21 protein-coding genes and 1 pseudogene are annotated in these 20,473 nt (G+C 33.4%); 4 read left to right on the plus strand and 18 right to left on the minus strand.

What is annotated here, in order from left to right:
- Window positions 1-22: 22 nt before the first annotated feature.
- The 8 genes and pseudogenes from atpB to E5D58_RS13460 form a co-directional block, all read right to left on the minus strand.
- Window positions 23-1,099: a F0F1 ATP synthase subunit A gene (atpB, locus tag E5D58_RS13430; RefSeq protein ID WP_136482624.1), complete on the minus strand. Its 1,077-nt coding sequence runs from the start codon at window positions 1,097-1,099 to the stop codon at window positions 23-25.
- A gap of 102 nt (window positions 1,100-1,201) precedes the next feature.
- Complete coding sequence (locus E5D58_RS13435; RefSeq protein WP_136482626.1) at window positions 1,202-1,600, minus strand: DUF6168 family protein; 399 nt, start codon at window positions 1,598-1,600, stop codon at window positions 1,202-1,204.
- Window positions 1,597-1,833: an AtpZ/AtpI family protein gene (locus E5D58_RS13440; RefSeq protein WP_317129284.1), complete on the minus strand. Its 237-nt coding sequence runs from the start codon at window positions 1,831-1,833 to the stop codon at window positions 1,597-1,599. Before E5D58_RS13440 ends, E5D58_RS13435 begins: the two co-directional genes overlap by 4 nt.
- Window positions 1,787-2,209, minus strand: coding sequence for a bactofilin family protein (locus tag E5D58_RS13445; RefSeq protein ID WP_136482630.1), 423 nt, complete (start codon window positions 2,207-2,209; stop codon window positions 1,787-1,789). The genes E5D58_RS13440 and E5D58_RS13445 overlap by 47 nt, the downstream gene beginning before the upstream one ends.
- A 17-nt stretch (window positions 2,210-2,226) precedes the next feature.
- On the minus strand, window positions 2,227-4,788 hold the full coding sequence (porW, locus tag E5D58_RS13450) for a type IX secretion system periplasmic lipoprotein PorW/SprE (RefSeq protein WP_168796695.1): 2,562 nt from the start codon (window positions 4,786-4,788) through the stop codon (window positions 2,227-2,229).
- A gap of 142 nt (window positions 4,789-4,930) precedes the next feature.
- A pseudogene (locus E5D58_RS15155) lies at window positions 4,931-5,056 on the minus strand (ABC transporter ATP-binding protein); the annotation flags it as partial.
- Between the two features lie 6 nt (window positions 5,057-5,062).
- On the minus strand, window positions 5,063-5,470 hold the full coding sequence (locus E5D58_RS13455; RefSeq protein ID WP_205660321.1) for a DUF2059 domain-containing protein: 408 nt from the start codon (window positions 5,468-5,470) through the stop codon (window positions 5,063-5,065).
- A gap of 130 nt (window positions 5,471-5,600) precedes the next feature.
- Window positions 5,601-5,951: a PadR family transcriptional regulator gene (locus tag E5D58_RS13460; protein ID WP_136482632.1), complete on the minus strand. Its 351-nt coding sequence runs from the start codon at window positions 5,949-5,951 to the stop codon at window positions 5,601-5,603.
- 112 nt (window positions 5,952-6,063) lie between these two features.
- Here E5D58_RS13460 and E5D58_RS13465 point away from each other — a divergent pair, with 112 nt between their 5' ends.
- Window positions 6,064-7,122 (plus strand): ferredoxin--NADP reductase, encoded by a 1,059-nt coding sequence (locus E5D58_RS13465; RefSeq protein ID WP_136482634.1) that lies wholly within the window; start codon window positions 6,064-6,066, stop codon window positions 7,120-7,122.
- On the opposite strand, the gene E5D58_RS13470 is transcribed toward E5D58_RS13465, so the two are convergent.
- On the minus strand, window positions 7,119-8,102 hold the full coding sequence (locus tag E5D58_RS13470) for a glycosyltransferase family 9 protein (RefSeq protein ID WP_136482636.1): 984 nt from the start codon (window positions 8,100-8,102) through the stop codon (window positions 7,119-7,121). The two genes, E5D58_RS13465 and E5D58_RS13470, sit on opposite strands and share 4 nt — an antisense overlap.
- Before the next feature lie 83 nt (window positions 8,103-8,185).
- Complete coding sequence (locus E5D58_RS13475) at window positions 8,186-8,791, minus strand: DUF4254 domain-containing protein (protein ID WP_136482638.1); 606 nt, start codon at window positions 8,789-8,791, stop codon at window positions 8,186-8,188.
- Between the two features lie 68 nt (window positions 8,792-8,859).
- Here E5D58_RS13475 and upp point away from each other — a divergent pair, with 68 nt between their 5' ends.
- Window positions 8,860-9,519 carry a uracil phosphoribosyltransferase gene (gene upp / locus E5D58_RS13480; RefSeq protein ID WP_136482641.1) on the plus strand — a complete coding sequence of 220 codons (660 nt, stop codon included), beginning with the start codon at window positions 8,860-8,862 and terminating at the stop codon, window positions 9,517-9,519.
- Here upp and E5D58_RS13485 read toward each other — a convergent pair.
- Window positions 9,508-10,431 carry a DUF6427 family protein gene (locus E5D58_RS13485; protein ID WP_136482643.1) on the minus strand — a complete coding sequence of 308 codons (924 nt, stop codon included), beginning with the start codon at window positions 10,429-10,431 and terminating at the stop codon, window positions 9,508-9,510. The genes upp and E5D58_RS13485 overlap by 12 nt on opposite strands.
- Before the next feature lie 69 nt (window positions 10,432-10,500).
- Here E5D58_RS13485 and E5D58_RS13490 point away from each other — a divergent pair, with 69 nt between their 5' ends.
- Window positions 10,501-10,728, plus strand: coding sequence for a DUF6341 family protein (locus tag E5D58_RS13490; RefSeq protein WP_136482645.1), 228 nt, complete (start codon window positions 10,501-10,503; stop codon window positions 10,726-10,728).
- Here E5D58_RS13490 and purD read toward each other — a convergent pair.
- Complete coding sequence (purD, locus tag E5D58_RS13495; RefSeq protein WP_136482648.1) at window positions 10,723-11,994, minus strand: phosphoribosylamine--glycine ligase; 1,272 nt, start codon at window positions 11,992-11,994, stop codon at window positions 10,723-10,725. The genes E5D58_RS13490 and purD overlap by 6 nt on opposite strands.
- 112 nt (window positions 11,995-12,106) lie before the next feature.
- On the opposite strand from purD, the gene E5D58_RS13500 reads away from it, so the two are divergent.
- Window positions 12,107-13,414, plus strand: a complete 1,308-nt coding sequence (locus E5D58_RS13500) for a phenylacetate--CoA ligase family protein (protein ID WP_136482650.1) — start codon at window positions 12,107-12,109, stop codon at window positions 13,412-13,414.
- Here E5D58_RS13500 and E5D58_RS13505 read toward each other — a convergent pair.
- The 6 genes from E5D58_RS13505 to E5D58_RS13530 form a co-directional block, all read right to left on the minus strand.
- Window positions 13,398-14,177: a glycosyltransferase family 2 protein gene (locus E5D58_RS13505; RefSeq protein WP_136482653.1), complete on the minus strand. Its 780-nt coding sequence runs from the start codon at window positions 14,175-14,177 to the stop codon at window positions 13,398-13,400. The genes E5D58_RS13500 and E5D58_RS13505 overlap by 17 nt on opposite strands.
- A gap of 7 nt (window positions 14,178-14,184) precedes the next feature.
- Complete coding sequence (locus E5D58_RS13510; RefSeq protein WP_136482655.1) at window positions 14,185-15,594, minus strand: exopolysaccharide biosynthesis polyprenyl glycosylphosphotransferase; 1,410 nt, start codon at window positions 15,592-15,594, stop codon at window positions 14,185-14,187.
- Window positions 15,595-15,604: 10 nt separating this feature from the next.
- Window positions 15,605-16,588, minus strand: a complete 984-nt coding sequence (locus E5D58_RS13515; protein ID WP_136482657.1) for a UDP-glucuronic acid decarboxylase family protein — start codon at window positions 16,586-16,588, stop codon at window positions 15,605-15,607.
- 24 nt (window positions 16,589-16,612) lie between these two features.
- On the minus strand, window positions 16,613-17,656 hold the full coding sequence (locus E5D58_RS13520) for an MraY family glycosyltransferase (protein ID WP_235835921.1): 1,044 nt from the start codon (window positions 17,654-17,656) through the stop codon (window positions 16,613-16,615).
- 163 nt (window positions 17,657-17,819) lie between these two features.
- A complete protein-coding gene (locus E5D58_RS13525; RefSeq protein ID WP_136482661.1) occupies window positions 17,820-19,013 on the minus strand; it encodes a glycosyltransferase family 4 protein in 1,194 nt (397 codons plus the stop codon).
- Window positions 19,010-20,395 (minus strand): heparinase II/III family protein, encoded by a 1,386-nt coding sequence (locus E5D58_RS13530; RefSeq protein ID WP_168796696.1) that lies wholly within the window; start codon window positions 20,393-20,395, stop codon window positions 19,010-19,012. The genes E5D58_RS13525 and E5D58_RS13530 overlap by 4 nt, the downstream gene beginning before the upstream one ends.
- Window positions 20,396-20,473 lie beyond the last annotated feature (78 nt).

A 20,473-nucleotide genomic window follows, 5' to 3' on the forward strand; every position in this document is an offset into this window, starting at 1 on the left:
TAAAAATTAAACATTCAAAATTTTAGTGCTCATCGTGGTGTTCTTCAACTGCCATACCGAAATACAGTGCAGATAACATTGTAAAGATATATGCCTGTAAAGCAGCTACTAAAAGTTCTAACAATGATAAAGCAAATGCCAAACCAAATGATAACGAACTTCCTAACCAGTTTTTAAATATGAACATTAAACCAATAATACTCATCAATACAATGTGTCCTGCTGTAATGTTAGCGTACAAACGAATCATTAATGAGAAAGGTTTAATTATAGTTCCTAACAACTCAATAGGTGCTAAGATAATTTTCATTGGAGTTGGCACACCTGGCATCCAGAAAATGTGGCCCCAGTAATTCTTATTAGCTGTAAATGTTGTTAGGAAGTAGGTTATTAAAGCCAATGCTAATGTTACGGCAATATTATTGGTAACATTTACCCCTAATGGCGTTAAACCTAGTAAGTTTATAATCCAGATAAAAAAGAATACCGTTAACAAATAGGGCATGTATCTTTTATACTTCTTTACTCCAATATTAGGAACCGCAATATCATCTCTAATATATAAAATGATAGGCTCTAAAAATCTACCCATACCTCTTGGCAAACTACCTGTTTTGTATTTTTTAGCCATTCGGCTGAACATAACAAACATTAGTAAGCCAACTAAAAATATGGTAAATACGTTTTTAGTAACTGAAAAATCTAAAGGTTTTGTATTTGTTGGGTGATGATGATCGTCTAAATCGATACTTCCTTGAGCATCTGTTTTATAAATCTTATTATGATATAATGTGTAGTAATCGCCATTAACCTCGGCAACAGATTCACCATGATGAAACTTTGATGATGAAAATACTTTTAAACCGTTATCCCACAGAATTACTGGAAGAGGAAACCCTACATATTTATGTTCTCCAGAGTCGGTTGTGTACGAATACAAACTAAAATCATGAGAATCAAGCAAGTGATGATTAATGTATTCTTTTATTTCAGTTTTAATATCTCCTTCACCTTCATGCTTTTCTTCTTTCGCAAAAGAAAACGTTGTAACCATTAAGAAGAGTAAACAAATCGTTTTTCTAGAAATAATATTTTGCATATCACTTATTATAAATAGTGGCTTAAAAATCGGTGCAAAGGTATGTTTTTATCTCAAAAGCCAAAAACAAATTTTAATATTATTTACCTGCTTCAATTTTAACTACTTATAATTGTCTAAACTGTTAAGAAACTTAGATAGAATAACACTTTCTGTAATCAAGCAAATCGCATAGGGAATAAAGAAGGTTAGAAACTCCATTCGACTTAAAAGACCATCTGCATTATACTCTGGATACAATAAAATAAAAAAGAACACAAATTTAAGCATGCTTGCCAGCATAAACACAAAACCTAATTGGTCTTTAAGCTTTTTTTTAAGTAAGAAAATGATTGAAATAACACCACAAGCTAACAGCATGTTTATGCTATATGAATAAAGAAGCTGATTTAAAGTAACAACACTCTCTAAAAAAAAATTTATTACATAATGAACGGCAAAAGAAACCGCCGCTACCAAAATAACCACAAGGCAGCTTTCTAAAAGTTTATTAAAAATCAAGGATTTAACTTCTTTATTTGTTTTAAAACAGCATATAAAGATACCGCCACACCAAACAATGTGCAAATGATTAAAAAAACTTTGGACTCTCCATTAAACTTAGTATCTAGCCATCTACCAAGTAACACAAACAGATAAATTGTGAGACCCATTTGAATAGCTATTCCAGATAATGCAGCAATCTGTTTAAGCTGTTTTTTCTGGTTTCCTTTGTTGTTGCCCGCCATTGTCATTATTCATAGCTTTCACCGTACCTTTCATAACGCAGGTTACATTAAAATTAGCACCAGGCTCCACAGCTAGTTTAGCAACCACGACTTCTCCTTCAATATGAGCCGAAGATTTTAAAGTTAAGGTACCAGATAACGCCAATTTACCAGAAAACTTACCTTCAAAATAAGCATCTGTACCATTTAAAGTTCCTTTAATTAGACCTGCTTTTCCAACTACCACTTTTCCTGTAGTGTTAATATTACCTTCAATAGTACCGTCTATTCTAAAATCGCCTTCACTATTAAAGTCACCAATCATTTTTGTGCCTTGCGCAACGATATTTTGACTTGTTGAACCTTCTGTCATTTGCTTGTCTTTTTTGTTTTCAGAGAACATAATTGTAATTGTTAGGGTTAGTTACTATATAGATTCAAATAAGCATCCAAATTTTTGTGAATTTGAATAATTTGATAGTTTGTAGACGATACTACAAAATACGGGGCTTTTATTTTATTTTTATCTTTTTTTATAATCAATTGGTCAAAGGTTTCTGCAACTTGTTTAGATTTTATACCATGTACCATTACAAATGTCGTATTGGGGTTATAAACATCTACAGAAGATTTTAATTTATAATACCTAACATGCTTTAAAACAGTATCTAAAGTTGTTTTAAATCTAGATATAGCCTCTGGCTTAGTTTCCTTAAACTGAAACACCACTTTATGCCCCACCCTAATACTATCATTCGATTCAACAAAATCTGTACTGGCTAATTTAGGCAAAATATTCGACGATATGTCTTGGGCCTGTTTCCCTTCGGGCGTGTTAGCATAGGTAACGGCAATATAGTCGATAGCCTCCTTATATGGGGCATACCCATACAAACGCCCAGTAGCTGTTGCTTTTAGAAGTTCAAATTTTGGTACAATGGCATCTCCCTCAAACCTATTAATATAATTTTCACTTTTAGAAATAACTTGAGCGTATTCCTGATTTTCATGTTGAAGATATAAGGCTTCATACAGACTTTGTGGGCTATTTTCATCTCTTTCTGAAACAAGATCTGGATTAAGTAAAATTGTGGCATATCTTGAATCAGGATACGTGCTAACAATATCTTTCTTGGCTATGTTAGCCTCATCAGCCTTACCCAAAGCCTCATAAATTTTATACAGGTTGTACTTTGACGGTAGTATTAAACGTTCCTCTGGTTTACTTTGCAGTAAATTTTGAAATTTACTCTTTGCTAATTCATATTCCTTAAACTTTTCTTTGTAAATAAGTCCAAGTTGATAGTAGGCGTAATTTCTATCTTTAGAAATGCTATCAATTTCTTTTTGTTCTGTTGGAATTTTTGAAATGTAAAACTGAGGATCAAATTTTTCGTCGTCGGAAGCTGTATCAGATATGTTGGTTACACCATTATTGGATATTATTCCTATTGCATTACTAGACCAACGCCAGTTATCTTCTTGTTTTCTGTTACCCCAAATTTTTACAAATTCATTTTTACCATAGGCTACTGTTGTAGGGTTATAAAAATAGAATAATGGCGCCTGATCTGCATCTCCACCTACTCTACTAGGTTGTCCTCCAATACGGTTATTTACTGTAACCAGCCCATTATTTCGCCGCTCAGCAGCTTCCGCTTTTTCTTTTTCTTCCTCGGCTTTTATTTTTAGTTGCTCGACATAATCGTTAAAATACAAATTGCGCTCTTCATTGGGCATATTCACTAGTCTTAAAACGCTATCGTTAACTTTTGCAATACCTTCGTAATAAATAACGTCATTTAAGTTGTCCCGCTTTCTTTTTATAACTCGATACGGCTTAGAGTTTAAGGGTAAACTGCTCATCGTGCTATCGTAATACGCCCCCGCATCGGCATAAATTGAAGCATCAAAATACATGTCACCCAAAATTTCATAATTACGAGCATTTAAATGACTATCTCTAGAGTTGGTTCTTAATGACTCATTGTAATAAGCAATGGCAAGAGAATCGGATCCGTTCAACCTGTAAAACTCTGCCGTTTGATGATATATTTTATCTAAAAAGGGACGATTTTCTCGGTTTTCCTCTAATTCACGTAATAATTGAGCTACCTCGTAAGCGTCGCCGTTTTCAAAATCAAAATTTTTAACTTTTTCAAGGTGCGCAGCAATCATGTATATTCTTGGCGTCTTTCTATTAAGCTCAATAACCCTATCAAAAGCAATATTGGCACTATCTTTTAAGCCGAGTTTATTGTACAATTGACCTTGAATAAACCGATATCGACCTCGCTCGTCGTGACTTTTAGTTGCTACAGAAGCCACTTCTAAGTAGGTAATAGCTGTATCAATAACTTTCGTATTAATATAAGCTTGCGCCAAAGTTGAAGAAGCATCGGCCAAGTCCTGTCCACTTAATTCCTCTTGTCTAAATAGGCGTTTCAAGTTTTTAATAGCCAACTCATTATTATCTAAACGCATATTGGTTTTCTCACGCCAAACCTTAGCTTGATTAATCTTGTCACTAGCTGGATATTTGTAAAGTATGTAATTAAAAGCTTCTAAAGCAGGAATAAAGCGTTCATCAAAATATCTGGATTTCCCTAGTAGCATATAAGCTTCATCCATTTGAGGGTTTTTTTCTTTTCCCTCAATATTCATACTATGTTTTTGAATGGCTTTTATCGCTTTTTCTTCAGCTCGATTAAAGTTTTCGTTTTTCACCTGACCAGGTAACACAATATCTTCGCTTAGCTGCATGCGTTCAACAGGCAAAACTTCCCAATAGTTATCAAAATAAGATGTGTTAAGACCTTCTCTTCCCTGCTCTAAAGCAATGTACCCATTATATAGAATATTATATTCCGTACTAAGCGCATGCATATTTCTGCTTACAAACTTGTCCTTTTTTCGCGAACAACTCAAAGCAAATACTACGCAAAAACCAAAGGTTAATATGACTTTAAAGGATGTTTTCAATACTGGTATTTTTAGTCTAAATAATAACTACAATCGGCCGTTATTATTATACAGCCGGGTAAAAATAAGCATCTTTTTGAATTATTAGTAGTTATCTACTGATTTTACAAAAAATAGACCTGCTTTACGTTGCATGCCCTGATTAGCTAGAAAAAAGTGCTTCTAGCTCTTTTAAAGTGGCCTCACTGGTGTGAAGATCTTTTAGAACCATTCCTTTTTCTAAAACCGAAATACGTTCACAAACATCCGTTATGAGTAGCAAATCATGAATAACTCATTGACTATATTTTTGTGCAATCTTTTGCACTTTCATGCCCCATGCTTGGCCATGTGACATGGCTTTTTGTGTTAACCCCAATTGCTTTTCGGCCAATTTTTTACCTAAATCTGTTTTATAGAAGTTAACCAATTGTTGTATTTCTTCAGGAGTAAACTCGGCCATGTAAAGTTCTGCCAATTGATCGTATAAATCAGTTAATGTTCCTTGAGCTTCTTGAACATAGGTTGCCCTACTTGTTTCGGGTACCATAGTTCCAATTTGAGTAATTGCATTCTCAAAAGCGGCTCCTGCCCCCGTGATTTTTAAAAATTCGACGGTTTCATTTTTAAATTTTTTGCCTTCCTGAGCTTGAACAAAGCTCATGGTTATTAGAAGCAGGGAAACAAATAAAATCTTTTTCATTTTAATAGTGTTATTGTGGTTAGAGAGGAATTGTTTATTGGAGTAAAATTACGTTAACTGCTCCAATATTGTTAGAATTTTTTTAGCATCCTCTATTTGCAAGACAAAAAACATATTATCTTAAAACTAGTTAACTAGCTCCTTCATTAGAACGGTACCTCGGATTTACTAATGCTCGCATCGTCCTAATATAATCTTCAAGCTCTGCAAGTTTATCTACAGTTTCTTTGGTACCCGATTCTGTTAAATTATAGTACTTCCGCTTCCTATTGCCAATTTTAACCACCTCAACTTCCAAGTAACCTTGGGATTTAAGCTTGTGTAATGCCGGATACAAAGCACCTTCTGTTAGTATAAGTTCGCCATGAGTTATTTCTTTAACTTTTTGAGTAATTTCATACCCATACATCTTGTCATTTTCATTGAGAAGTTTTAAAATAATTATAGTTAAACTTCCTTTGTATAATTGAGAGCTTTTCATAGCATCAAAAATATACATAATTTATATATGCATTGAAATATTAGGTATATTTTTCTTTTAAAATACCCTCGTTTTTTTAAAGGCTTCACTATTTTTGCCAAAAACTTATTCCATGTCGTCATTTTACACGCTCTCAGTTAAAAAAATTAATAGAGAAACCGATAAAGCCATAAGCATTTCATTTAACATTCCTGATAATTTAAAAGAACAATTTTCGTTTAAAGCAGGACAATACATTACTTTAAAAACTAAAATTAATGGCAGCGAAATAAGGCGCGACTATTCCTTGTGTTCATCGCCAAAAAGCAGTGAACTAAAAGTTGCCGTTAAAGAGGTAAAGGGCGGAACATTTTCGGCGTACGCAAACAATACCTTACAGGCAGGAGACCTCATTGAAGTGGCTCCTCCAAAAGGTCGTTTTATTTTTGAGCCAAACGATTCAAAAACGAAAAACATTGCTTTATTTGCTGCAGGAAGTGGTATTACACCTATTTTAAGCATCATAAAATGCGCCTTGGAAGAGGAGGTGTATAGCAAGGTTATTCTTGTGTACGGTAATAAAACCACTAAAGACACAATGTTCTTGCAAGAGCTCTTAGATCTGCAGTACCAGTACAAGGAACGGTTTTCTGTGCAATTTGTGTTTAGTCAACAGGATGAAGACGACGCTATTTTTGGTAGAATAGAAAAAAGTACCGTTAATTATGTTATGAAAAACCAACATAAGCATGTCGAAGTTGATGCCTATTATTTGTGCGGACCTGAAGGTATGATTCATACTGTAAAAGACGTTCTAACTGAACATAATATTGACGAAAACAGAATTCACTTTGAATTGTTTAAAGCAGCCAAACCAGCTGAAGTCAAGGACAGTAGCAGCGCACCATCTGGAAACACCAAAATATCTGTGACAGTTGATGACGAAACATCTACTTTTGAAATGTCTCAAAAACGCACCATTTTAGAAGCAGCTTTAGATGAGGACATTGATGCTCCCTACTCCTGTCAGGGCGGTATTTGTAGTAGTTGCTTAGCCCGCATAACAGAGGGTGAAGCCACTATGGTGCAAAACAATATTTTAACGGAAAGCGAGGTGGCAGAGGGGTTGATTTTAACTTGTCAAGCGCATCCAACCTCAACTACTCTAAAAATTGATTTCGACGATGTCTAATCCTCTAGAACCGATATAACTTTAGCTACTATAGTATCGGGCGCAATAGTTCCAGCTGCCTCTTTGTAACCGTTCGGATACTTATTCCCATAAATAGACGTAGGAATTAATGGATACTTCTTTTTATCGGCTAAAATAGCATGATGTTTAGGCTGATTAAAGGGCGAGAAACCAGCAAACGGATGTGTTACTCCCCAAATAGTAACAACTTTAACACCAAGCATAGCGGCTATATGCGCATTTCCAGAATCCATTGATAGCATTACATCTAGATTAGATATTAAATCCAACTCATCATTCAAATTCAATTTACCACCTATGCTCTTAATATTAGGAGACTTAACCTCAATTTTATCTAGTAATTCTATTTCTCTTTTTCCCCCACCTATTAATACCACATTATAATTATTAGAAAGTTTTAATACAACCTCTTCCATGTGCCCTAACGGATACACTTTACCCTGATGAGCTGCGAATGGAGCAATCCCAATCGATTTCCTGTCTTTATTAACCAAAAAAGAACTCAATTCATCATTTAAAACAACCCGTTCTGGCAAAAAAGGTTTAGATAGGTCCAAAGGAAACCCCAACGCTTCAAAGACATCTGCATAGCGCTGGTGTGTTGTTTTAAGTTGTTTAAACGCTTTACCCGAAACCAATGCTTTTTTGTCTGCCCTCCCTTTATCAATATAGGCTGTAAGGTCACAACCCATAAATTGTCTTAGCAGCTTACTTCTTAAAACGTTATGCAAATCAGCAACCGCATAAAAGTTTATGATATTTTTTAATTCTTTGGCTAATCTATAAAGCCCGAAAACACCTTTATGCTTTTTATTTACCTGAGCAGCATACACCTGAGTATTACATAAGTCTCTAAAAAAAGGCTTAAAGAATTCCCGCGTTAAAATGGTTAAGTGTACATCTGGGTATTGTTTATTCAAAGCCCTTAAAACAGGCACTGTCATTGCAACGTCTCCCATAGCTGAAAGACGTATAACTAGAATGTGTTTTTTTAGTGTTTGTTGTGGCATCTCAACTTAAAAGGATGCTAGAAAAAACAAGATTACTTTTGAGAACGTAATACTGGGTTTAACTCATCATCATTATACATCTTCATTTGCTTGTAAACCTTCATGTATTTATCGCCATTCTCAATGTCAATTAAAAGCGTATCTATTGCTGTGGATAAATCAACGCGTTGCTCTAATAAAATATCCAACTTTTTCTGGCATGCCGCTCTGTGTTCACTAGAAGCGTCCTCTCGTGTTGCTTCTTCATTCATATGATATATCTTAAGAGCCAAAATAGATAACCTATCTACTCCCCAAGCAGGACTTTCTGTATTAATCGTTGCATTCTCCTTTACCGTAACGTTCTTATATTGTTCAAGAAAGTAACTGTCAATATACTCCACCATATCTGTCCTATCTTGATTAGAAGCATCTATTTGACGCTTTAAAGTCAAAGCTGCAACAGGATCTATTTGAGGATCACGAATAATGTCCTCATAATGCCATTGCACGGTATCAATCCAACATTTTCTATACAATAAATGCTCTAATAAATCAGCCTTATCATAAGGATTTTCGAAAGGTTGATCTACCTCATTAATAACATGGTACTTTTCAATAACATCTTGAAATATCTTATTCGCCTTAGTTGAAAACATAGTATTAAATTTAGAAGGCAAAGATACTTATATTTGATTAATTTTAAGCTGCTAATTCGTATCTCATTATGCATATTCACCATATCTCAAGGCAAAACTCGGTATTAAACACTTTTCTTTCTGAAATTAGAGATGTTCATACTCAAAAGGATCCTTTGAGATTTAGAAAGAACATTGAGAGAATAGGTGAAATTTTAGGCTACGAAATGAGTAAGACTCTGAATTTTCAAAAATCAACTACGAAGACACCTCTTGGAAATAGTTCTGTGCAACTAATATCGGAAAACCTAGTACTATGCTCTATTTTAAGAGCAGGCATTCCGTTGCACAATGGTTTATTAAACTACTTTGATCGCGCGGAAAACGCTTTTATTTCGGCTTACAGACAACATGACGAAGACTCTAACACGTTTAAAATTTTAGTTGAATATTTAGCCTGCCCAGATTTAAACGGAAAAACACTTGTTCTGGCCGATCCTATGTTGGCCACTGGACAATCCTTAGTATCTACATTTGAAGCATTAAAACCTTACGGAATACCCAAGAAAACAAATATTGTTAGCATTATAGGATCCAAAAAAGGTGTTGCCTTTGTAAACGATTATTTTGATAAAAATACGGACTTATGGATTGCTGCCATTGATAACGATCTCAATGAAAAAGGCTATATCGTTCCAGGATTGGGAGATGCAGGTGATTTGGCATTTGGTGAAAAACTACAGCAGTAATAACACAAAAGGAACGAGAATAAGTAAGCCTAAAAACACTTCCTTAAACCATTTTTCATTGATAATTTCAAGGTAATTAGCAATTACAATTGACAATGGGGCCAATAAGAATAAAAACTCACTTCCATTTTTATTAGGAACAATAACAACCACAATAAAGCTAAGTATAGCCCCTAAAATGACTGTTTTGAAAGACGCTCTTAATACTTTCTTTTGCTTTTTTATATTTTGCAGATAAAAAAATGAAGACCATATTCCAAAGGATAAAAGTACCGTAATTGCAACTAAATATTTGACTGAATTATATCCACTGTAATCATAACTAACTAAGGGTGGTAAATTGAAAACTGAAAAAAAATCATCATTCCATACAATAGAGTATGCAACAGACGTAACAAAAACTGCCAAAATACCTAAAAAAGGTATGATCCAATGTCTTAGATTGTTATCTGCATATAGAGCAAGGGATAGAATAATAAGCACAAAGAAAATAATAGACCAAAAATAAAATAGCGATGCAATACCAATCCAAAATGCAGCATCAAACAACTTATTTTTAATTTGCTTCTGTGACCGCAAACTTACAATACGCCTCAGCGCCACAAGCACAAACAAATTTGATACTATAACACTGGAACTACCAGTAGTCTGTGGTATGAGTAATAAAAAAAGACTAAAAAGTAAGACCTCAAAATTACTCTTATGGGTTAAACTATTTTTACTTGCAATAAAATTAAGAAGGAATATGGAGGCAACTAATATTAGTAATAGAACAACCTGTTTGATTAAAACATTTACCGTTAACTCCTGATATTCATATGATGTTCTCGCAATTACAAAAGCTAAAAACGTAATAACCAAAACGATGATGAAGTTTGTTGGCTTAGATTTATTAAAAAAACTTGTTAACATTAACTGTTTTTGTATTTTTGCCTTGTAAATATACTAACTATTGCTGCGTTAGTTCTTAATTTTATTAAAATGACCGATTTCTTTTACGCAATACAAGATTTATTTGTAAATGTTCTTTTTGCTCCTTTAGACGCACTAAGAGCTTTAGAACTTGAAAACTGGGGTATGGCAAATCTTATTTCTTGGATTTTTATAATCATAGGGTTTGTTGCCATGGTTTATTGGATGATACAATTAAAAGGGTTTAATGATAATAATGAAGAAGACAAAAGCATTTCTTCTCACTCCTTTTTATAAATCAAAACCAATATCCTTACGATAATTCATCTTATCAAAATGTAGTTTTTCTATATTTTGGTAAGATTTTTTTATGGCCTCTTGATATGTGTTACCATAGGAGGTTATAGCCATAACGCGTCCACCAGAGGTTACAGTTTTACCCTCTTTTAATATGGCACCTGCATGAAATGGAATTGACCCCTCAATAGCATCAACTCCGGTAATTTCCTTACCTTTTTCATAAGCCTCTGGATAGCCTCCAGATACTAACATAATGGTTGTGGCAGCCCGCTCATCAATTTCAATATTTATTTCGTCTAAAGTCCCGTTAGCCATAGCCTCTAAAACCTCAACCAAATCGTTCTTTACTCTTGGAAAAACGACTTCTGTTTCTGGATCACCCATACGTACATTGTATTCAATAACTTTTGGATCGTCTCCTACTTTTATAAGACCAATAAAAACAAACCCAACATAAGGAAGGTTATCCATCTTAAAACCCTCGATAGTAGGCCGCACTATTCGATCCTCTATTTTAGTTAGAAAATCTTCTGTTGCAAATGGCACTGGTGAAACAGCTCCCATACCTCCTGTATTAAGCCCTGTATCCCCTTCTCCAATGCGCTTATAGTCTTTTGCCGTAGGTAATATTTTATAGTTTTTACCATCAGTTAGTACAAAACAGCTCAGCTCGATTCCATCCAAAAACTCTTCAATAACAACTTTTGTACTTGCCTGTCCAAATTTAGCATCAACAAGCATGCTTTTAAGTTCTGCTTTAGCTTCATTTAAATCATTCAAAATTACCACTCCTTTGCCTGCGGCTAAGCCATCTGCTTTTAGTACGTATGGAGCCTTTAAAGTCTCTAAAAAGGCATAACCTTGCTCAACACTATCTTTAGTAAAACTCTGGTATGCTGCTGTCGGTATATTATGTCGAAACAAAAACTCTTTTGCAAACTCTTTACTTCCCTCTAGTTCAGCTGCCTTTTGTTGTGGTCCAATGACAGAAACATGCTTAATGGACTCGTCATTTAAAAAGAAATCATGAACACCCTGAACCAACGGGTCTTCTGGTCCTACCACGACCATATCAATACGTTTGTCTAATACCAATTTTTTAATAGAGGGAAAATCTGTAACACCAATATTAACATTAGTAGCTACTTGAGCGGTTCCCGAATTTCCCGGCGCTACAAACAAATTATCACATTTTGAACTTTGTGCAATCTTCCATGCAAAGGTATGTTCTCTTCCGCCAGAACCAAGAATTAAGATATTCATTGTTTTGATACTTTAATGTCTCGAAAACCGAAACAAAATTTAGTTTACAAAAATAGAATTAATGCTTCTATTTCATGTTATTTTTTTATTTACTTTACAAAAATTTTTATTCTTGAACTTATTTGATATTTCGCTGAAGCTTAATGGTTTTCCTATTGAAAAAGCAAAAGCTTACTTCCAAACCATTAAAAACGAAAACAACGCTGATTTTGTGGGTCATTTAGAAACTAGAAAAAAAGCCATATTAAGCTATCATTTAAAACATAATTCTTTTTATAGATCATTTACTAAAAACATTGATATAAATAATTGGAATGATTTGCCCATTATGACCAAGCAAGATCTTCAGCAACCACTACAACTTAGGTTATCTGACGGTTTTACAAAAAAGAATGTTTATGTAAACAAAACGTCGGGCTCTTCTGGTAATCCATTTATTTTTGCAAAAGACAAGTTTTGCCATGCTTTAACCTGGGCTGTTTTTATAGACAGATATAACTGGTTTAACATCGATATAAACCGCTCCAAGCAAGCAAGGTTTTACGGCATCCCTTTGAACATGCTAGGGTATTACAAGGAACGACTCAAAGATTTTTTTAGCAACAGATTTCGTTTTTCTGTATTTGATTTAAGCGATGAGCAACTTGATAGAAATATTACAAAATTCAAATTAACAGCATTTGATTACATAAACGGTTACACAAGCTCGATAGTGCAGGTTGCCAAATATTTGGAACGCAAAAATCTTATATTAAAATCGTTATGCCCTTCGCTTAAAGGCTGCATTGTAACTTCTGAAATGCTATTTGATAGTGACAAAAAACTTTTAGAGCATACACTAGGTGTGCCTATAATTAATGAATATGGAGCTGCCGAACTTGGCCTAATTGCTTTTCAAGATGAACAAGATAATTGGATTGTGAACTCAGAGGATTTATTCGTGGAAATACTAGACGACAATAATAATCCCTTACCTCTTGGAAATAATGGCAGAATTGTTATTACTTCCCTTTACAATAAAGCGCATCCTTTTATTAGATACGACTTGGGTGATATTGGTACGCTATCACAAAAAAGCACACCTCAAAAGCCCATTCTTAAAAAGCTGACAGGGCGGACAAACGACATGGTACAATTGCCAAGTGGGAAAAAAGCAGCTGGACTTACTTTTTATTACGTTACAAAAACCGTCATAGAAGATAGTGCCAATGTAAAAGAGTTTATTATTGAGCAACTTAACCTAAACACTTTTAAAATAAGTTACGTGAGTGACGACGCGTTATCTCTCGAAAAATCAGAAGAAATAAAAGCGGCAATCATTAACTATCTCGAGCCGAATTTGGTTGTGACTTTTGAAAGAAAAGAAAAAATGGAACGCTCCAATAGAGGTAAATTAAAACAGTTTAGATCTTATTTATAGTAACTGTTTGCCTAGATTTTACTAAAAAGTGTTCCATAAGAAATATTATTAAAAACAACAAAGACTTAATGCTTGAATAGCGCAAGCCTTTCCTATACACCAAATAATTATACTTTAAGAGGTTTATTTTATTAGAGGAAATAGACCTTTCTCTGACTCTATAATAAGCCAAGGGCTCTTTAATTCCTATGGCAGGTTTTCCGGACTTTTTTAACGCAGCCAGCCATAGCAACCAATCCTGTCTCTTTCTTAAGTTTGGAGATGTGATTTTCCCTAAGCTTTCAACATTATAGATACCTGTTAAATTACCGATGTAATTACTCTTCAATAACTTCTTATATGTTAATAAATTTAAAGCCCGAACCTTTCTATTTAAAGGTTCTCCAGATTCGTCAATTTGTTCATAACTAGAAAAACACACGTCGCAGTCTGCTTTATTCAAAATAGCAACTTGAACCTCTAACTTATTGGGTTTCCATAAGTCGTCTGCATCTAAAAAAGCTATAAACTTCCCACTAGCCTCCGTAATGCCTTTGTTCCTTGAGATTGCGGCTCCAGAATTATTTTCGTTTCTCAGTAGTTTAATGTTATTGTATTTGTCTGTATAGGATTTTACAATTCCCAAAGTATTATCTGATGAATAATCATCAATTAAAATTAACTCCCAATTGGTATAGGTTTGACTAAGAACGCTATTTATAGTCTCTGAGATATACGCTTCAGAATTATATAATGGGGTGATTATGGATACTAGTGCATTCAATATAAAATTAATAAGCTTTACTTTCTCCCTTAAACATATTAAAGATAGTCTGAAGAATAATCTTTAAATCCAACAATAGAGACCAATTTTCAATATAAAAAATATCGTACTTAATTCTGTTTATAATATCTATTTTAGTCTCTATCTCACCTCGATAACCTTTTATTTGAGCTAAACCGGTTACCCCTGGTTTTACGTGATGTCTGTAAATAAAGTTAAACTTGTCAATGACTTTTGAATACTCATCGGTATAAGACAACATATGAGGTCTTGGCCCTACAACACTCATATCTCCTTTTAATACGTTGATGAATTGTGGCAGCTCATCTAAACTGGTTTTTCTTAAAAACCCACCAATTTTAGTTACTCTATTGTCTCCCTGCTTTACATAAGTTCCTTTAATTTCGTCTGTGGTTTTTAAAGACCTAAACTTATAGCAGTTAAACTCTTTATAGTTTATCCCGTTTCTTTTATGCTTATAGAATAAGGGGCCCTTAGACTCCAACTTAATTAAAATAAATAAAATTACCGAAAGCCAAGAAAAAATAAATATTAAGACAAAAGATGAAAATAAGACATCAAAGGTTCGTTTTATAAATGTATTAAAATCGTCATTCAAACTGGCCTCATCTATGGATAAAACGGGAATATAGTCATAGTAATCCGTACGAAGTCGTTTTGTAAAAAGTCTTGATGTGTTGGGGACAAACTTAATATTGCAATGATTCAAATTAGCGTACTTAACATATTCGTTAACTTCTTTTTCAGTAAGCTCGTCAATACTGCAATAAATCTCGTCAATATCTCTATTCTTCTTTAAGTACTCAAAACTATCTGCAATGGTACCTTCAAAATCACCCCCTCTTGTGTTACTAAATACAGCTTTCAATTTATATCCAAGTTCTTTTTGAGTTTTAAAGAGAATATTGAGTTCTTCGGTACTCTCACTACTCCCAATAAGAATAACATTCCTAAGATTCCCTTGCAATAAAGATCTAAATGATTTCAAAAAATAGTAACTAATCAATTTTAATGATCCAATGGCTAAAAAAGAATATAAGAGATAATTTAAAGTAACGCTAGCAGGCATATTAATACTTCTAAACACTCCTATAAAGGCAAATACAATTATAGTATAGACAATGAATTGCTTTACCAGCAATGATAAAACCTTAAAGGCTGAAGTATATCGGTAAACCTTATAAAATCCAATAAAATAAGTTGAAACACTCCATAATGCTGTTGAGTAGAAAGCATACAATAAGTTTCTATCGTTAAACAAATCTGACGAAAAAAAATACATGCTTTCGTCATTAAAATTTAAATATTTAAAGGCAAAAAAATTAACAACAAAAATATCGTACCCAATTAACAAAGGTCTCAAGAGCCATGAATATCGTCCTCGTCTATATTTCAAAAGCTAATTATTAATTAATATACCCCGTAAAATCTTTATGCTCACTTTTATAAAGCTCTTCTTCAGTTAATCCTTTAAAATAATCGAAGGTTAGCTTCATACCTGCTTCTCTTCCCACTCTTGGTTCCCAGCCTAGAAGTTTCTTAGCCAATGTTATGTCTGGTTGTCGCTGCATGGGGTCATTTATAGGCAAGTCCTTATAGATTATTTTTTGAGTCGTTCCTGTTAAATTTATAATCTCTTCAGCAAAATCCTTAATGCTTATCTCATGAGGATTTCCTATGTTAACAGGTTCGACATAGTCGCTTAGTAATAGGCGGTAAATGCCTTCGATTTGATCATCAATATAGCAAAACGACCGAGTTTGAGAACCATCACCGAATACCGTTAAATCCTCCCCTCTTAATGCTTGTCCCATGAATGCAGGGATGACTCTTCCATCATTAAGCCGCATTCTTGGACCATAGGTATTAAAAATACGAACAATACGGGTCTCTACACTATGAAACCTGTGGTATGCCATGGTCATTGATTCCTGAAATCGCTTAGCTTCATCATAAACGCCTCTAGGCCCAATAGTGTTAACATTTCCGTAATAGTCCTCCCTTTGCGGATGCACCAAGGGATCTCCATATACCTCAGATGTGGATGCAATGAGCATTCTGGCCTTTTTTACTCTAGCTAACCCCAGAAGATTATGTGTGCCAAGAGAACCGACTTTTAAAGTTTGAATAGGAATCTTTAAATAATCTATTGGACTTGCTGGCGAAGCAAAATGAAGTATATAGTCTAAATCGCCATCAATATGAACAAATTCTGTTACATCATGCTCAATAAACTCGAAACATGGGTTAGATAGGAGATGATCAATATTTTTCTTATCACCAGTTATAAAATTATCCATTCCTATAACCTGATAACCTTCTTTTATAAATCGATCGCAAAGATGTGATCCTAAAAACCCCGCAGCACCTGTTATTAATACTTTACTCAAAATCTATATATTGATTTTTCACTTTTACTTTTTATTTTTTTTTATTAGCTTCTTACTTTTCCCTTTTACGCTTTTAACTTTGTTTTTAAACAAAATCTTTCTTCTAATATTTGCAAAACTATAATCATACCTGAAGAAAAAGTATCCTAATCCAATAACAGTTAAAACTAAAACAGTTACCAACCAAAAATTGTAAGATGTACTACCCAAAATTATAATTAAATAAACAAATATTAAATTAAACCCACCTATTATTAAACTCGCTTTTTTATGAGAAATCTTGAAATAATCTATTAATATATGGTGTGTATGATTTCTATCGGCGGAAAAAGGGCTCTTTTTATTAGCCAATCGAATGGTAAAAACCCTAGCTGTATCGAATAAAGGAACTATTAATATGGCGATAGCAATTAGAGGTACATTTTCAATCAAAAACGGCAAGCTATCGTATTTCTCAGGTGATAATGCCAAAAATTTTAGCGTCAAAACACTAATTATAAAACCAACTAATAATGAGCCTGTATCTCCCATAAAGATTTTTTGCTTGGACGATAAATTAAACTTTAAGAATGCTATTAAACATCCGTTTAAGGTTAAACTTAAGAGCACAAAGAAATACTCCTCCGTCATATAAAAAATAGTGGTATAAATAATTAAAATAATTATACCCACAATTGCAGCTAGACCATCGATACCATCAATTAAATTATATGCATTTATGATGGTTAACATAATAAAGGCACCTGCTAAATAATAAATATAAGGCGGAATGTTGTTAATACCAAGAAATCCGTTCATGCTAAAAATGGTAAAACTTTCATTACTAAGCACAAAAATAACGGCAAGCAACTGAGCACCAAGTTTCGTATATGCCGATAATACCACTAAATCATCTTTTAAGCCTACAATAAATAAAATAGTTAAACTTGGTATTAGATAAATCGCCTCGGCATATTCACACCAATCTTTTGCAAAGAAAAGAGCTAAAACAAGTGCATAAAAAAAAGAAACGCCTCCAAGAGTAGGTGTTTTACTAATATGGGAACTTCTACTATTAGGATTATCCATGAGATTTTTATACTCAACAAGTCCTATTATTTTCGGAATAGTAAAAAAAGTCAATATATAAGCTCCTACAAAAAAAAATATGAGGTAGTAAAATGGCATCCTAGGTAGTTTAATGGCAAAAGTACAAAAGTATGCTTAGTTTACGCGCAGTAGAATTTATTAATTATTTACTAATAAAACTGAGCATAGCAGACGCAAGGTTATTTCTGTTAAAGTCTTTTACTATTCTTTTAAAGCCAGTTTCGCTAAAGGACATAGCCTCTATCTTATAGAGATTATTAATAAAATCTTCTTCATTCTCTGGCAAAAAGGCAATACCAATATTATAATCCTCAATTAGTTTTCTAGCCTCCCCCTCAACACCTAATAATATAGGTTTTCGCATTGCAGATAATTCAAAAATTTTAGATGGCAATACATGCATGAAAGTATCAGACTTCTTTAAGTTCACTAAGCCTACATCAATAATTGAAATATAGCTTGCAACATCGTTCTTCTTAACCGACGAAAGCATGGTCACATTATCAAGATCTAAACTTTCCTTTAAAATCAATAACTCCTCCTTTTTCGCTCCGTCTCCTAAAAACAAAAAGTGAAATCTTTTATTATTTAGTTTTTTTGCACTTTTCAAAATAAAATCTAAACCATGAGCCATTCCATGCGTTCCAATATATCCAATAATGAATTTATCTTTTAAATTTAATTTTTCTAATAATGAAATGTTTTTTTCAGAAGGATAGAACAAATCGTTATTAATGCCATTTTTAATAATTTCTATTTTGGTTTCTGGAATATTATGCTGAGAAACTAATGTGTCTTTAAAAGAATCTGTAACCACAACTATTTTGGACGCATTACGATACATACTCTTTTCCAAATATTCAAAAAACTTAATAATGGGGCCTGTTTGCATTGCACCAACGGCTTTAATAGATTCTGGCCATAAATCTCTTACTTCCATAACCCATTTTTTTCTTTTCCAAAAAGACAACCACCTTCCTGAAATAACCGTAAAAAACTGTGGAGATGTTGCAACTATAACATCTGTCCTAATAAACAAACCAACAATAAATGATGATATCATGAAGCTTACATAATCTAATATTCTTTTGATAAATCCTTTATTTTCGGATATAAAAGTCCAAACCCGAACAACTTTTATTCCATCAACTATTTCTTTTTGATATAATTTATTTTTATAGCCACCAAACACCTTTCCTTTAGGAAAGTTAGGAAAGCATGTAATTACTGTAACATCAGTACCTTCCTTAACCCACTGCCTACAATGCTCATAGGTTCTAGTAGCAGGAGCATTAACCTCCGGCGGAAAATTATCTGTTAAGAAAAGTATTTTCATAGATAAATATGAGTCTTTAATATTCTTCGAAAAACCACCTCTGCCTTTTGCGCCTTAGTGGTTTTATTAAATCCTAAAGCGTAATTATACTCGCGTATAATAATATCTAATACATCTTCGGAAAATTTCATTATCACACCTTCCTTTTCAAGTTTAATACTATTTTCATCTTTTACAACTCTAATTCCAGGGTAAAAATGAAAAAAGGCTCGTGATACATAATCTGGTTCTTTAGAAAGCAGGTCCTCAATAATAACTTCATTAGGTTTAGCAACGTACTTCCTGGTATGTAACACTTTTATTCTTTTATACCCATCGTGAGTTGCTTCTATTATATTTCCTTCCTCATTTATACTAATGACTTTTGCTCGATTTCCTACCCTAAACCCACTCCATACTTGAGATTGATTATAATCCCCTATTTTCACAGTATTGTGAGACTCCGTACTTCTTTGTAATTGTCTTAAATTATTTTTTTCATATGTTGATGTCCCAGAATCAACAATTATTGGGACTTGTTTAACCATCAACTCAAAGTTAAAAGTATCTGCATGAGCATGGGCTGGTTGATAAGATGCTCCTATATGACCAACATCTATAAAAAGCTCATAATTTTTCATTATTACTTTCCGATACCCAGATTCCTTAAGCTCCCCTTGGTTCCAATTTAAATTCAATAGTTTAGCGTAATCAAACAGTTTTTTAGAGGATGGTGCTATATCATGACTGCTATCGTTTACCATTGGAATACTGCCATTCTTATATGTCACTTTTTCTAGCCAAGCTAACATCTGAATTGCTTTACATTTCAAGAACTCCTCTAGCTCCTGAGACTTGTAATCGTTATATCTAACTAAACACAAACAATCTAAAACCCTATGCAACATAGTTTGATGATACATTGGTGAAAGTTCAAAATGTGCTCCATCTTTCAAAATTTCTTCTTCAAGTTCTGACTCTAATATTTTCTTCGATGCTTTATAAAGCTCGTCGTCTTGAAAGAAGTATGCTCCAAATAAAAGGGCAAAACCATTTTCCATATAGTGATTTCCCAAAAACTGTAATTCTAAATTACTTAACAACCTTTGATAATCGTTAAACAAAACTTGGTTTATTGACAAATCTTGGATATTGTGTTTGGACAAAAACTTAACCCAATTTATAGTTCTTAAGGATATTGTGTAGGACTCTTTACCATCCTTAAGGATTTTATAATTAGAAATATAATCATTCACTAAACTAAGACCTTCATCTACTTTAATGTTTTCTTGGTTGAGAAAATCAAAATAGTTTAAATTAAATGTCCATAATTTTCCATAGCCTGAGTAATTCCAATCTATCCCATTTTTAAAAACATGTTTAATATTTAAAAAAAGAAACATATTACTTTTTAGAAAAGAATTTGGGTAAAGCAATGAATCACTCCAATTTAATCTCGTAAAATTCTTAGGCAGGCTTTT

This window comes from Cognatitamlana onchidii (genome assembly GCF_004804355.1).
GTDB classification, from domain to species: domain Bacteria; phylum Bacteroidota; class Bacteroidia; order Flavobacteriales; family Flavobacteriaceae; genus Cognatitamlana; species Cognatitamlana onchidii.